Genomic DNA, 14531 nt, shown 5'->3' on the forward strand with positions numbered 1-14531 from the left:
CGCTCGGTCGGGTGGGTCGGGGTATGTTTGTAAGAGACAGGGCCATGGCGGTCTCCGGTCTCTCGGATGCGAATGTGACGCCGCTCACCCTAGGCCAACGGCGGGGTCGTGCCCAGGCCGGCGTCGCCGTCGGGTCCGGGACCCTGGGGCGGGTCCGGCCGCGCGGATAGGATGAGCCCGAGGGTGTCGCGCTCGCCGCGCTCCCCCCGCCTGCCCGAGTCGACGACGCCTAGGAGCTGCAGCATGCCCATCGCATCCCCGGAGAAGTACGCCGAGATGATCGACGCCGCCAAGAACGGCGCCTTCGCCTACCCGGCGATCAACGTCACCAGCTCCCAGACCCTGAACGCCGCCATCCGCGGCTTCGCCGAGGCCGGCTCGGACGGCATCGTCCAGGTCTCCACCGGCGGCGCCGCCTACTTCTCCGGCTCCTCCGTGAAGGACATGGTCGCCGGCTCGCTGGCCTTCGCCGCGTTCGCGCGCGAGGTCGCCAAGAAGTACTCCGTGAACATCGCCCTGCACACGGACCACTGCCCCCAGGACAAGCTCGAGGGCTTCGTCCTGCCCCTGCTGGACGCCTCCGAGGCGGAGGTGAAGGCCGGGCGCGACCCGATCTTCAACTCCCACATGTGGGACGGCTCCGCCGAGACCCTCGAGGAGAACCTGCGGATCGGCCGCGAGCTGCTCGCGCGCACCCACGCCAACAAGCAGATCCTCGAGGTGGAGATCGGCGTCGTGGGCGGCGAGGAGGACGGCGTGGCCCACGAGATCAACGAGAAGCTCTACACCACCGTCCAGGACGGCATCGCCACCGTGGAGGCCCTCGGGCTCGGCGAGCACGGCCGCTACCTCACCGCGCTGACCTTCGGCAACGTGCACGGCGTCTACAAGCCGGGCAACGTGAAGCTGCGCCCGGAGATCCTGCAGGAGATCCAGCAGGCCGTGGGCGAGAAGTTCGGCAGGGAGCGCCCGTTCGACCTCGTGTTCCACGGCGGCTCCGGCTCCGCCGCCCAGGAGATCGCCGACTCGGTGGAGTACGGCGTCGTGAAGATGAACGTGGACACGGACACCCAGTACGCGTTCACCCGCCCGGTGGCCGGGCACATGTTCGAGAACTACGACGGCGTCCTGAAGGTCGACGGCGAGGTCGGCGACAAGAAGCAGTACGACCCCCGCGTGTGGGGCGCCAAGGCCGAGGAGGCCATGGCCGCCCGCGTGGTCCAGGCCTGCACCGAGCTGAACTCGGCCGGCAAGAGCATCGGCTGACCCCCCCGTCCGCCGCGCCGGCCCGCACCCTCGCGTGAGGGTGCGGGCCGGCGTCGTTTCAGCCCTCCCGCTCCTCCTGGGCCTGGAGGAACTCGAAGACCTCACGCTCGTCCACACCGGGGAAGGTCTGCGTGGGCATGGCCGCCAGCAGATGCGCGTGCATGCGGGCCGCGGGCCACACGTGCCCGCCCCACGCGGCCTCGAGCTCGGGGTCGGGGCGGCGGCAGCAGCGCGGATCGGGGCACGTGGAGGTGACCCGGTGGCGGGTGTCCGCGCCGCGGAAGTACCGGGCATGCTCGAACGGGGTGCCCACGGAGAGGGCGAACAGCCCGTCGGGGCCGTTCTCGATCATCGAGGTGCACCAGAACGTCCCGTTGGGCGAGTCCGTGTACTGCGTGTGGGCGCGGAACCGGTCGTTGCGGGAGAAGGCCTGCCGTGCGCCCCACTTCCGGCACGCCTGCTGGCCCTCGATCGCACCGGTGTGGTCGGCGGGGAACACGATCCCGTCGTTCTCGTAGGCCTTGTGGATCACCCCGGTCTCGTGGACCTTCTGGAAGTGGCAGCGGATGCCCAGGTCCACGGTGGCCAGGTTGGTGAACCGGTGCGCGGCGGCCTCGTAGGAGACGCCGAACGCGTCCTTCAGGTCGTCCACGGACAGGTCCCGGCGCTTCTGGGCGGCCCGCAGCAGCGACGACGCCGCCCGCTGCGGCATGAGCAGCGCGCCCGCCAGGTAGTTCACCGCCACACGCTGGGCGAGGAAGTCCTCGTAGTCCCGCGGCTCGCCGTGGCCCAGGACGGCGGCGGCGAGGGCCTGGAGCACCACGGTGCGGCGGTCATGGTCTGAGGAGCGGGAGCCGCTGATGTGGATGCGCCCGTGCTTGAGGTCCGTGACGGAGCGCGTGGAGTGCGGCAGGTCCGGGACGAAGCGCAGGGTGAAGCCGAGGTGCTCGGCCAGCTCCGAGACCGCGTGCAGGCCCAGCGGCCCGCCCGTGTGGCCGATCGCGTCGAGCAGCCGATGCGCCTCGGCCTCGAGGTCGGGGTAGTGGTTGTCCACCGCGCGCATCCGGGCGCGCAGCTGGGCGTTGGCGCGGCGCGCCTCCTCGGGGGTGGCGGCCTGCTCCTCCAGGCGACGGCGCAGCTCGGCCTCCAGCCCCGCGATCACCTCGAGGACCTCGGTGGGGGTGCGGGGCCCGATGCGCAGCGGCGGCAGGCCGAGGGAGGCGTAGTGCTCCGAGCGCGCGAACCGTTCGACCTCGATCTCCAGTTCGGCCCGCCGGGTGGGGGCCCGGCCGGTGAGCAGGTCCTCGACCGGCACGCCCAGGACCTCGGCGATCCGCTGGACCAGCGAGAGCCGCGGCTCGCGGCGGGCGTTCTCCACGAGGGACAGGTGCGAGCCGCTCACTCCCGTGCGCTCCGCGAGCTGGTCCAGGGTGAGGCCGGCCTGCTTGCGCAGGTGCCGAACGCGGCGGCCCAGCGCGACGGCGTCCACGGTCGCGCTGTCCTCGGGAAGCGGGCGGGTCATCATGCGCGGAACTGTAGACGGAACCGGGGAGGAGATCACGTGTTTCGGAAAGAAAGTCACATTCTTGACAAGCGGGGGGCCGTTGCCGTGATCCAGGCCACATGGGGGCGCAAGGACTGTCACGTTCTGACCCAGTGGCAGGAACGGCCGGAGTTTCCACCGATTTTGTGCTCCAGAGGGCCTTGCCTGGGGCCAAGGTGGATGTCAACGGCAGCGACGGACACGTCGCACCGAACCCTTCACGAACCGGACCGATCCTCAGGAGGACGTCATGACCACCCAGCCCCACCACTCCACTCCCGCCTCCGCCGAACAGCTCCAGCACGACTGGGACAACAACCCCCGCTGGGCCGGCGTCGAGCGCAGCTTCACCGCCGAGGACGTCGTCCGTCTCCGCGGCCGCATCCAGGAGGAGCACACGCTGGCCCGCCGCGGCGCCGAGAAGCTGTGGACCCAGCTGAAGGACGAGAACGCCCGCGGTGAGTTCACCAACGCCCTCGGCGCCCTCACCGGCAACCAGGCCGTCCAGCAGGTCAAGGCCGGGCTGCGCGCCATCTACCTCTCCGGCTGGCAGGTCGCCGCGGACGCCAACCTCTCTGGCCACACGTACCCGGACCAGTCCCTGTACCCGGCCAACTCCGTGCCGCAGGTGGTGCGCCGCATCAACAACGCCCTGCTGCGCGCGGACCAGATCGAGCACGCCGAGGGCGTCAGCAGCGTCGAGGACTGGCTCGTGCCGATCGTGGCCGACGCCGAGGCCGGCTTCGGCGGCCCGCTCAACGCCTACGAGCTCATGAAGTCGATGATCACCGCCGGCGCCTCCGGTGTGCACTGGGAGGACCAGCTGGCCTCCGAGAAGAAGTGCGGCCACCTCGGCGGCAAGGTGCTCATCCCCACCGGCCAGCACATCCGCACGCTCAACGCCGCCCGCCTGGCCGCCGACGTCGCCGACGTGCCCAGCGTGATCATCGCCCGCACCGATGCCGAGGCGGCCACCCTGATCACCTCGGACGTGGACGAGCGCGACGCCGAGTTCATCACCGGTGAGCGCACCGCGGAGGGCTTCTACAAGGTCCGCAACGGCGTCGAGCCCTGCATCGCCCGCGCCAAGGCCTACGCCCCCCACGCGGACCTGATCTGGATGGAGACCGGCACGCCGGACCTCGAGCTGGCCCGGAAGTTCGCCGAGGCCGTCAAGGCCGAGTTCCCGGACCAGATGCTGGCCTACAACTGCTCGCCGTCCTTCAACTGGAAGAAGAACCTCGACGACGACACCATCGCCAAGTTCCAGCGCGAGCTGGGCGCCATGGGCTACACCTTCCAGTTCATCACGCTGGCCGGCTTCCACGCCCTGAACCACTCGATGTTCGACCTGGCCAAGGGATACAACGAGCGCCAGATGTCCGCGTACGTCGAGCTGCAGGAGCGCGAGTTCGCCGACGAGGCCCGCGGCTACACCGCGACCAAGCACCAGCGCGAGGTCGGCACCGGCTACTTCGACGCCGTGTCCACCGCCATCAACCCGGACAGCTCCACGGTGGCCCTGGCGGGCTCCACGGAGTCCGGCCAGTTCCACTGATCCGCTCAGCCGAGACCGCGAGGAGGCAGTCCCATGAGCCCGCAGACCACGACCCCCACCCTGCACGAGATCCATGCCGACGACGTTCGGGAGCACACGCCCCTGCCGCATGACGTGAGCACCCAGGCCATCCCCGTCGTCATCCCCGAGGGCGCCGCCCCCGTGGTGACCGTCCACGGGCCGGTCGACGGGCGGCAGGCCGAGATCCTCACGGACGAGGCGCTGGCGTTCCTCGGCCGCCTGCACCGGCTGGCCGAGGACCGCCGCCGGCGGCTGCTCGAGGAGCGGGAGTACACCCGGCGCCGCATCACCGACGGCTGGAACCCGCACTACCTGCGGTCCACCCGCCGGGTCCGCGAGGACGACTCCTGGCGGGTGGCGCCGCTGGCCCCCGGCCTGCAGGACCGCCGCGTGGAGATCACCGGCCCCGTGGATCGGAAGATGACGATCAACGCCCTCAACTCGGGCGCCTCGGGCTGGCTCGCCGACTTCGAGGACTCCTCGACGCCGTCCTGGGACCGGATGCTGGACGGGCAGGTCAACCTGTTCGACGCGATCCGCGACCAGATCGACTTCACCTCCCCCGAGGGCAAGGAGTACCGGCTGCGCGAGCGCGAGCTCACGGACCGGCCGACCATCATCGTCCGCCCCCGCGGCTGGCACCTCATCGAGGACCACATCCGCGTGGACGGCGAGCCGATGGCCGGTGCCCTCGTGGACTTCGGCCTGTACTTCTTCCACAACGCCGACGAGCTGATCCGCCGCGGCCACGGCCCGTACTTCTACCTGCCCAAGCTCGAGTCCCATCTCGAGGCGCGGCTGTGGAACTGCGTGTTCGTGGCGGCGCAGGACGAGCTGGGCATCCCCCAGGGCACCATCCGGGCCACCGTGCTGATCGAGACGATCACCGCGGCATTCCAGATGGAGGAGATCCTGTACCAGCTGCGCAACCACGCCGCTGGCCTGAACGCCGGCCGCTGGGACTACATCTTCTCCATCATCAAGAACTTCCGGGACCGCGGGGCCGAGTTCGTCCTCCCGGACCGCTCGGAGGTGACCATGACGCAGCCGATGATGCGGGCCTACACGGAGCAGCTGGTCCGGGCCTGCCACCGGCGCGGCGCTTCGGCGATCGGCGGCATGTCCGCCGTGATCCCGGACCGCCGGAACGAGGAGGCCAACGCCGCCGCGCTGGAGAAGGTGCGCGCGGACAAGGCCCGCGAGGCCGGCGACGGCTTCGACGGCTCGTGGGTGGCGCACCCGGACCTCGTGCCGGTCGCCCGGGAGGAGTTCGACGCCGTGCTCGGCGAGGCCCCGAACCAGATCCGCACCCGCCGCCGCGAGGACGTGGTGCCGGACGAGGCCGCCCTGCTCGACGTCGCCGCGACCACGGGCTCGGTGACCGAGGCCGGCGTGCGGATGAACATCGAGGTCGGGATCCGCTACATCGAGTCCTGGCTGCGGGGGAACGGCGCCGCCGCGATCCACGGACTCATGGAGGACGCCGCCACGGCGGAGATCTCCCGGTCCCAGATCTGGCAGTGGGCCCACAACGGCACCGGTGTGCAGCTGACCGAGGGCGGCGTGCGGACCGCCAACCGCGGCTGGATGGAGCAGCTGATCCGCGAGGAGCACGCTCGGATCCTCGCCGGCCCGCTGCCCGAGGGCCACAGGTTCGAGGACGCGGTGCGCGTGTTCTGCGAGTCGGCCCTGCCGCCGGAGTACCCGGCGTTCCTCACCCTGGGCGCGTACCGCCGGCACTTCGCCAGTCAGGACGACGCCGCGGCGAAGGCCTGATCCGCCGGGCCCCACGACGACGGCCGGTCACCTCACGAGGTGACCGGCCGTCGTCGTGCCGGGACGTCAGTCCCCGGACGTGGAGGGGGACGGCGAGGCCGAGGCCGAGGCCGACTTCGTCGGTGACGGGCTGGCCGACGCCGAGGCGGACGCCTCCGCGGCCCGCTGGGATTCGGCGGCCTCCCGCGCGGCACCCTGGAACGGCCGCGGCGGCTGGCCCGGGGCCACGGGGCCGGGGGCGCCCTCGGGGCGGTCGATCGTGGACTGGTTGTTCAGCAGCTCGTCGGGCACGCGGCCGGTGGGGATCTCCCGGGCCTGGGCCAGGGTCTCCTCGTCCATCTGCGCGTTCAGGAAGAACGGCGAGCTGAGCTTGATGACCTCCTGGAACTCACCGGCGTCCTTCAGCACGGTGTCCGCGAGGTGGTCGCGGGTCTCGGTGACGAGGGTGGTGCTCTGCGCGACCGGCGAGTTCTTCACCTGGGTGAGGCCGCCGTTGGCGTCCCCGAAGCCCTCCATGGAGCCCATGGTCACGGAGACCATCTCGCTGCCGTCCTCGGAGCAGGCCCACGCGGTGCGCTGGGGCAGCAGGGGGGCGCCGTCCTGGCCGCCGACCATGCCCGGACGGAGCAGGGCGAGCAGCCCCTTGCCGGTCTTCGGGTCGAACGTGTACTCGTCCGCCACGGCGGCGGGCTCCTCCTGGCACCACTCCAGGCGGGAGCCGTCGAGGTTGTGCTGGTAGTGGACCTGCGCCAGGGGCATGCCGGGGCTGTACTCGAAGTAGCCGTTGTAGACACAGGTGAGGAACTCGTGGGTCTCGTCCTGCGAGGCGAACAGCTGCACGATCTCGATGTTCGAGCTGTCCGGGATGTGCGTGGCGACGGCGTCCAGGGTGCGCTGGTCCAGGACGTCGCGCGTGCAGTCCATCACGGAGACGGTGTCGTTGCGGACCGCCGCCGTGTTCTTCCAGGCCTCGGTGGCGGCGCCGTCCTTGATGCCCGGGCCGACGGTCTCGAACGCCTGACGCGGCTCGGCGCGCGGGGTGCCCTCGGCGGACTCCGACGCGAGGGCCTCACGGACGCGGGACGCCGCGGCGGACGCGGGGTCGGTGGGGCTCTCCGTGGCCGAGCCGGCCGCGGCCGAGGCCGCCGATCCGCTGGGCGCCGCGGCGGTCGACGAGGCGGGCTCACCGGACTGGCCGGCCGAGCCGCAGCCGGCCAGGGCGAGGGCGAGGGCGGCGACGCCGACGGCCAGCGGGGCACGGCGGCGGGCGGGCGCGGGGTGGGTCATGGAGGCTCCTTCGACGGCATCGGCGGCCCGGCCCCGGGAGCGTGGGGCTGCGGACGGACGCTGCGCCTACGGTACCGGACCGTCCTGGACGCGGGGACGGCGATCCGTCCGGCGTCCGGCGCCGTCGATAGACTCGGCCGCGACCGCATCGTCCGCGAGGAGAAGAGGCATCCCATGTCCGAGTCCCTGATCGGCAAGAACCTGATGGAGCCGCCGGCCACGCGCCTGCCGGAGGAGCCGGAGGTGCTGGCCCGGCTCGAGGCAGGTGACCTGCCCGAGGACATCGTGCCGGTGGCGCCCGAGTCCTCCCTGGTGTGGGCGCTCATGGCGGAGGACGCGTGGGCCGAGGGCCGGACCGTGGACTCCTATGCGTACGCCCGCGTCGGCTACCACCGGGGTCTGGACGCGCTGCGCCGGGCGGGGTGGCGCGGCGCCGGCCCGGTGCCGTACGCCCACGAGCCCAACCGCGGCTTCCTGCGCGCCCTGTACGCGCTGGGCCGCGCGGCCGCCGGGATCGGGGAGTCCGAGGAGGTCGAGCGCATCCGCACCTTCCTGCGGGACTCGGACCCCACGGCCGCAGAGCAGATCGAGGCCGACCAGGGCCGCGCCCAGGGCTGAGCGGAGCCGTGGCCAAGCTCTACTTCCGCTACGGGGCCATGAACTCCGGCAAGTCCACGGGCCTGCTGCAGGCCGCCTTCAACTACGAGGAGCGCGGCCAGCGGGTGCTGCTGGCCAAGCCGGAGGTGGACGTGAAGGGGGAGGGCGACGTCGTGTCCCGCCTCGGTGTGACCCGCGCCGTGGACTTCCTCGTCCCGGCGGGAGCGGACGTGCGGGAGCTGTTCCGCCGGCACGCCACCGGTGACGACCCGGACGCCCTCGTGGGGCACGTGGAGGCTCCGCCCGTGGCGTGTCTGCTCGTGGACGAGGCACAGTTCCTCGAGCCGGCGCAGGTGGACGACCTGCTGCGCATCGCCGTGCTCGACGGCGTCCCCGTGATCGCCTACGGGCTGCGCACCGACTTCCGCACCCGCTCCTTCCCTGGCTCCGCGCGGCTGCTGGAGCTGGCGCACTCCCTCGAGGAGCTGAAGACCATCTGCCGGTGCGGCCGGAAGGCGGTGTTCAACACGCGCAAGGTCGTGGACCCGACCACGGGCGCCGAGCACTTCGTGTTCGAGGGGGACCAGGTGGCGATCGACGGTGTTCAGGTGACTTACGAGTCTCTGTGCGGCACGTGCTACCTGGCCGAGTCCGGCGGTGCCCTGGGCTGAGGCGGCCATTGCCAGGCAACTGCCAGGCTGCGTGACGGCTGCGCCCATGCTCGGTTCGTACGGTGGAACCACTTCATCGAGGTGCGAGTGATGAAGGTGCGAGTGATGACAGGCGAAGGGCCCCGGTGATCCCGGGGTCCTTCGTCTGTCCGGACCCGGCCCGCATCGGCCGGCCGGCTCAGAGCGAGACGAGCAGGAGTGTGCCGCCGAAGACGAGCCCCGACGCGAGCAGCACGACCGTGGTGTACCCCAGGATGTCGCGCATCTTCAGGCCGGCGATCGCCAGAAGGGGGATCGCCCAGAACGGCTGGATCATGTTGGTCCACTGGTCGCCGTAGGAGACGGCCATGATGGTGATGGCCGGGTCCACGCCGAGCGCGTCGCCGGCCTGGAGCATGATCGGGCCCTGCACGGCGAACTGTCCGCCGCCGGAGGGGACGAAGAAGTTCACGAGGCCCGCGGCCAGGAACGCCAGCAGGCCGAACGTCACCGGGTTCGAGATCGCCACGAAGGCGTCCGAGAGCACCGCCACCAGGCCGGTGGTCGTCATCATGCCGAGGATGCCCGCGTAGAGGGGGAACTGCAGCAGGATCTCGCCCACGTTGGACGCGGCCGACTGGGTGAGGCCGATCAGCTCGTGCGGGCTGCGCACCAGCAGCAGGATCAGCGCGAGGAAGGACCAGTTGACGATGTCCAGGGTGAGGGTGCCGCCGCCGACGAAGTGCATCACCAGATAGATCACGAGCATGGCGCCGACGAGGAGCGTGGGGACACGGGAGGCGTCGAGACGGTCCGCCGGCGTCTCGATCTCCGGTGCGGACACCGCGTCCTGGTCCCGCGCGTCGATCTCCAGCTCCACGATCCGGTCCCCGGCGCGCGGGGCGACGAGGAACAGGGCCAGGGCCACGACGAGCACGGTCACCACGGCGGCGGTGATGTTCCACCAGGAGAAGGTGGTCTCCGAGACCGGGACCGTCCGGCCGCCCAGGCTCTCCGTGAGGAATGAACCGGGGGTGGCGGCCGTCAGCGGGCCGGAGCCCGAGTACCCCATGTGCCACACCACGAACCCGGAGAACCCGGCGGCCACCAGCATCGGGAAGTGCAGGACCAGCCCGCGCTCACGAGCCTGCGCCGCGACCTCCTTGGCCAGCAGCGCACCGACCACCAGGCCCAGGCCCCACGTGATGAGGGAGGCCGCCGCCGCCACCACGAACACGAAGATGTAGGCGGCCAGGGGCGTGCGGGGAATGCTGGCCAGCCGGGCGAGCAGGCGGCGCACCGGGCCGGTGTTCGCCAGGATGTGGCCGAGCATGAGCACGAGCGCCATCTGCGTGATGAACGCCAGCAGCCCGGACAGGCCGTCACCCCAGCCCACGACGACGTCGGCCGGCCCGGCCGGAGTGAGCAGCAGGCACAGGGCCGCCACCGCGAACGTGAGCACGATGGTGAACACGAGCGAGGACGGGATGAACCGCTCCATCGTCGTGTTCAGCGGGCGCATGGCGCGGCTGAAGAACGTGCCCTCGCGGGCGGTACGGCCCGGGGGCCTGGGCGTGGGCGGACGTGTGGACGTGGCGGACATGAGGCTCCTGTTCAGGGTGAGAGGCCACGGCGAGAGTGATGTGGATCACTCTAGGCGCTCGATCGTCGTGGGCAGGGCCTGGGCCACGTCTCTGGCCGGGCGCTAGACGACGAGAGTGCGTCGGCGGTCGATTCCCCAGCGGTCGACGACGTCGTGGCCCGGCTCGGCCGGGTCACCCGGAATCTGTACGCGAGCGTGGACGACCTCACCGACAAGGGATGCACCGTGCGGGTCTCGACCGAGTGAGATCACGGTGCCCAGGCCCGGCACTTCCCCCGTAGCCGGACTCATGCTCGGCATCAAGGCCGCATTCGCTGAGTTCGAGCGTCGAAGGATCAAGGAGCGCCAGGCCGAAGGGATCGCCCCAGGGTGTGTTGCCCCCTTCCAGGCGCTGCTGTCGATGGCCCTTCCGTCTCCGCTCTGGTGGAGTACGGCTCTGGTGAGAGGGCCACGCGCTCTCGGTGCATGGCATGACAGGGTCTCAAAGTCAGGGCTCCCCGGGCATGCATGAACAGGTCCGGCTCCGGTACTCTTCTTGCATGACTCTTCTGACGGTGGGGGAGGCCGCCGAGCGCCTCAAGGTCTCCGACCGCTATGTGCGGCGCCTCGTCGAGGACGGTGATGTGCCGGCCCGCCGCCTCGGAGAATCCTGGTTCATCGATGAGCGTGCCCTGGCCCGTCGTGCCCGCAGGGCGCCGGGTATCGGCCGCACCTGGGCTCCGCGGACCGCCTGGGCCGCCGTCGACCTCCTTGCCGGAGGAAACGGACGGGCCTTCCTCGACCAGCCGCGGATCTCCCGTCTGCGCTCCCGGCTGCGAACGCTCACCGCTGCCGAGATGCACCGACTGGCTGAGAACAGGGCCCGGCCCCACCGGTTCCACGCCTCGCCTCGAGCCCGAGCCAAGCTCGCCGACGTTCTCGTGCCCTCGGGGGTGTCCGCCCTGGATCAGTCGGATCTCGCCCGCCGCTTCGGGCTCGCCGCTGTCGAAGGGAACCAGCGGGAGGAGGGCTATCTGCTCGGCGACCTGGAGGCTCTCCAGTCGCGGCTCCGCCTCGACGCCTCGGCGGCGGGGGAAGTGGTGATCCGCCACGTACCTGCCCCCGTGGATCCCTCCGCCCTGCTTCGCACTGAAACAGTCGTGGCGCTGGACCTCATGGACTCCGACGACGTCCGTGAGCGGGCCGCTGGGCGAGAGGCCCTCGATCGACTGTTGCATCGTGTCTGAGCCGCGTCACCTGAGCGTGGAGGACCTCCTCGGATGTGAGGCGGGCCTCGGCGCTGGAGATGGCCTAGGGCGTGTCTGAGAACGGCTCCAGGGACCCGCTGAGATCCGGGGAGCCATGTCCCGGTTGCACGTCTGTCAAGGGCCATTGAGTTCTGCCCATAGGCGGCCAGTGTTTCTTCCCGCTGGTGGCCATCAGAACTGCCCACTGGTGGCCAGCTGGTTTGCCCGTTTGGGTGGTGGTGCTGGCCACCGTGATGGGATCAGTTCAGTGGCATGACTCCCTTCCCGGCCATTGCCTGGGTCATCCGTACGGAGTCTCCGGTGGTCTGGCAGACGTGGGCGTGGTGCAGGAGCCGGTCGACGGTGGCGGTGGCCAGGGTCTTGGGCATCAGCTCGTCGAAGCCGGCCGGGTGCAGGTTCGAGCTGATCGCTACGGAGCGTTTCTCGTAGGCGGCGTCCACGATGCGGTAGAGGCCCTCGGCGGCATCGTCGGCGACCGGCAGCAGGCCGATGTCGTCGATGACGATCAGGTCGGCGCGCAGGATTCGGGCGACGGCTTTGGTGATGGTGTCATCGGGCCGGTGGGCCCGGATCATCGCCCCGAGGTCCTCCAGGGTGAACCAGGCCACCCGCTTGCCCTCCTCCACGGCCTGCTGGCCCAGGGCCTCGAGGAAGAAGGTCTTGCCGGTGCCGGAGGGCCCGCAGACCACGAGGTTCTCTCTGCGCGAGAGCCATTCCAGGGTGCGCAGGGACTGCTGGGTCGGGGCCGGGATCGAGGAGGCGCCCGGATCCCAGGTCGTGAAGGTCTTGCCGGTGGGGAACCCGGCGGCCTTGCGCCGGGCGGCGAGCATGGATCGGGCCCGACCGGTGGTCTCCTCGACCAGCAGGGCCTTGAGGACCTCGGCCGGCTCCCAGCGTTGGGCCCGGGCGGTGGCCAGTACCTCGGCGGCGATACCGCGGGCGTGGGGCATCTTCAGCTGCCGCAACAGCGCCTCCAAATCGGCCGGCAGCGCCGGTGCGGCGGTGTTCGGGGTGTGGATGCTCACCGGGCTGCCCCCTCGGTGTTGGAGGTACCGAGGCCGGCCCAGCCGGCGGTGCCCTGGGTCAGGGACCGTTCCTCGGTGGCGGTGTGCATCCCGGTGCGGTGGCCGGCGGCGGTGAGCAGGGAGGCCAGGTCGCCGTGGGCGAAGCGCTGGTGCACCGCGGCCACCCCGAGGGCGCGGTCGACCTGGTCGGTGCCGGCGAGCTTGGCCAGGGTGACGGCCTCGGCCATCTTCTGACCGATCCGGCTGGTGCCGGCCGCGGCGGCCTCCACCAGCCAGGTCCTCGCTCCGGCCCCGATGGCCAGGAACTCGGCCTCCGCCGCCGAACGGGGCACCGGGGTGTAGTCCCCGGGCACCTTGTCCGTCTCGTGGCCGGGGAAGTGCGCGTCGTCGATGGCCGGGGACCCGGGCCGGGCCACCCGGTGCCGGGCGACCTCCACCGGCCCCTGCGCACCGGCGTGCATGATCACCACCATCGAGTCCGGTCCGGTGCCGTGATGGCGCACGAACACCTCGGCCCCGAGCAGGTGCGCGGGCACCGAGTACTGGGCGTTTTCGAAGGAGACCATCGGCGTGTTCTCCGGCACCTTCCGTCCCACCCCGTAGGCCACGGTGTGCGCCGTGGCGGGGATCCGATGCAACGCGCTGGTCTCCTCGGCGAGCATGTGGTCCGGGCGGCGCCGGGTCACCCGGTGCTCCCGGGAGTTCACCATGGCCATGAACCCCGCGCAGGCGGCCTCGAGCTCAGCGAACGAGGCGTACTGGTCCCGCAGGTTGGTGTCCTTCGGGACCAGGTCGGCCTTGGCCAGCTTCACCGCGTTCTCCACCCCGCCCTTGGCGGCCGGATCCGCTGGCTGGCAGGTCAGCACCTCCACGCCGTAATGCCGAGCGAACGCCACGGTGGCCTGGTTACGCACCGGCACCCCGGCCACATGAGAGACCGTCACCGTCTTCTCGTTATCCGTCAGCACATAGGTCGGCGCGCCCCCGATCAGCCGGAAGCACCGGTCCAGGGCGGCGAACACACTCGGAGCCGTCCTATCACGCAGGGCGATGACGGTCCGGTAGCGGGACCAGGCCAGCCAGGCCACGAACAGCACCGTCTTGGCCCCGTCGATCGCCGGCCCATCGCCGAAGTCGTACTGCAGCCATGCGCCCGGCTCGGTGATCCAGGGCCGGTGCACCCGGCGCTTCCCGGCCCGCCAGGCGGCCTTCACCTCGGCCACCGCCCGCCGGGTGGAGCGCTCAGAGCCGGTGTAGCCCATTGCGGTGAGCTTGGCGTGCACGACATCGGCGCGGATCCTGCCCGTGGAGGCCTCGACCCATTCCTCGATCTTGGGCAGCCAGACATCGGTGACCTTCGGGCGGCTGGCTCCGGATCCAGGGGTCTGGCCGGCGTCGCGGGCCCGCACCAGCCGGGCCACGGTGTGATGGGAGCAACCGGCCAGCTCGGCGGCGCCCCGCAATGACTTGGTCAGGTCATAGGCACTGAGTATTTTCATGGTTTCTGCGGCATCCTTCATTCAGGGCCTCTTCCTCGCTGGATTCGATTCGACACCGATATCCAACCCGGGGAGGAGGCCCCCGCCGGCTCACGACGCGGCGGGCAACGAGCAACGCGGGCAAACCAGATGGCCAGCACCGGGCAGTTCCCGTGGCCATCACTGGGCAGTCCTCATGGCCGTCAGCGGGTCATTCCCTGGCCACCTATGGGCAGCTTTTCATGGCCGCTTACACACGTCGTCTCCGACGCCCGATCGGAGCTGATCGCCCCGCTGCTCCAGACCGCACGGGCCGGCAGGGTCGACCCTTCTCGGATGTCCGCACGATGGTCGAAGCGATCATCTGCCAGTGCAGGTGCGGGACTCCGTGGCGGGATCTGCCCGAGGTCAACGGGCCCTGAGAGGCCGCGTGGATCTGACATCGACGCAGGGTGCGGGCACTGGTCTGTCCGGGGGCTG

11 protein-coding genes and 2 pseudogenes are annotated in these 14531 nt (G+C 71.0%); 8 read left to right on the plus strand and 5 right to left on the minus strand.

All coding sequences use genetic code 11. The features are described from left to right. Positions 1 to 243: 243 nt before the first annotated feature. Complete coding sequence (gene fbaA / locus FLM69_RS05885) at positions 244 to 1266, plus strand: class II fructose-bisphosphate aldolase (RefSeq protein ID WP_141843448.1); 1023 nt, start codon at positions 244 to 246, stop codon at positions 1264 to 1266. A gap of 58 nt (positions 1267 to 1324) precedes the next feature. Here fbaA and FLM69_RS05890 read toward each other — a convergent pair whose 3' ends face one another. Beyond that, on the minus strand, positions 1325 to 2791 hold the full coding sequence (locus FLM69_RS05890; RefSeq protein WP_020626749.1) for a helix-turn-helix domain-containing protein: 1467 nt from the start codon (positions 2789 to 2791) through the stop codon (positions 1325 to 1327). Positions 2792 to 3059: 268 nt separating this feature from the next. On the opposite strand from FLM69_RS05890, the gene aceA reads away from it, so the two are divergent. Together aceA and aceB are read left to right on the plus strand one after the other, a co-directional pair. Further along, positions 3060 to 4367 (plus strand): isocitrate lyase, encoded by a 1308-nt coding sequence (gene aceA, locus FLM69_RS05895; protein ID WP_012750705.1) that lies wholly within the window; start codon positions 3060 to 3062, stop codon positions 4365 to 4367. Between the two features lie 33 nt (positions 4368 to 4400). After that, positions 4401 to 6164 carry a malate synthase A gene (gene aceB / locus FLM69_RS05900; RefSeq protein ID WP_135040325.1) on the plus strand — a complete coding sequence of 588 codons (1764 nt, stop codon included), beginning with the start codon at positions 4401 to 4403 and terminating at the stop codon, positions 6162 to 6164. 66 nt (positions 6165 to 6230) lie between these two features. On the opposite strand, the gene FLM69_RS05905 is transcribed toward aceB, so the two are convergent. Continuing rightward, positions 6231 to 7451 (minus strand): hypothetical protein, encoded by a 1221-nt coding sequence (locus FLM69_RS05905; protein WP_141843450.1) that lies wholly within the window; start codon positions 7449 to 7451, stop codon positions 6231 to 6233. 174 nt (positions 7452 to 7625) lie between these two features. Between FLM69_RS05905 and FLM69_RS05910 the strand changes: the two genes are divergently transcribed. Further along, positions 7626 to 8069 carry a DUF3151 domain-containing protein gene (locus tag FLM69_RS05910; protein WP_095695231.1) on the plus strand — a complete coding sequence of 148 codons (444 nt, stop codon included), beginning with the start codon at positions 7626 to 7628 and terminating at the stop codon, positions 8067 to 8069. A gap of 8 nt (positions 8070 to 8077) precedes the next feature. Further along, positions 8078 to 8719, plus strand: a complete 642-nt coding sequence (locus FLM69_RS05915; RefSeq protein ID WP_087115174.1) for a thymidine kinase — start codon at positions 8078 to 8080, stop codon at positions 8717 to 8719. A gap of 178 nt (positions 8720 to 8897) precedes the next feature. On the opposite strand, the gene FLM69_RS05920 is transcribed toward FLM69_RS05915, so the two are convergent. Continuing rightward, positions 8898 to 10220, minus strand: coding sequence for a short-chain fatty acid transporter (locus FLM69_RS05920; RefSeq protein WP_165381387.1), 1323 nt, complete (start codon positions 10218 to 10220; stop codon positions 8898 to 8900). Between the two features lie 352 nt (positions 10221 to 10572). Between FLM69_RS05920 and FLM69_RS11540 the strand changes: the two are divergent. Further along, positions 10573 to 10665, plus strand: a pseudogene (locus tag FLM69_RS11540) (recombinase family protein); the annotation flags it as partial. A gap of 175 nt (positions 10666 to 10840) precedes the next feature. Then, positions 10841 to 11527 carry a helix-turn-helix domain-containing protein gene (locus FLM69_RS05930; RefSeq protein ID WP_254629341.1) on the plus strand — a complete coding sequence of 229 codons (687 nt, stop codon included), beginning with the start codon at positions 10841 to 10843 and terminating at the stop codon, positions 11525 to 11527. Between the two features lie 260 nt (positions 11528 to 11787). Here FLM69_RS05930 and istB read toward each other — a convergent pair whose 3' ends face one another. Next, entirely contained in the window at positions 11788 to 12573 is a 786-nt protein-coding gene (gene istB / locus FLM69_RS05935) for an IS21-like element helper ATPase IstB (protein WP_010078636.1), read from the minus strand. Beyond that, positions 12570 to 14093, minus strand: a complete 1524-nt coding sequence (locus FLM69_RS05940) for an IS21-like element ISMlu14 family transposase (protein ID WP_036339872.1) — start codon at positions 14091 to 14093, stop codon at positions 12570 to 12572. Before FLM69_RS05940 ends, istB begins: the two co-directional genes overlap by 4 nt. 186 nt (positions 14094 to 14279) lie before the next feature. Here FLM69_RS05940 and FLM69_RS05945 point away from each other — a divergent pair. Beyond that, positions 14280 to 14470 (plus strand): annotated as a pseudogene (locus tag FLM69_RS05945) (transposase); the annotation flags it as partial. Between the last annotated feature and the right edge of the window lie 61 nt (positions 14471 to 14531).

The sequence above is a fragment of the Micrococcus sp. R8502A1 genome (assembly GCF_006704135.1).
GTDB lineage: Bacteria > Actinomycetota > Actinomycetes > Actinomycetales > Micrococcaceae > Micrococcus > Micrococcus luteus.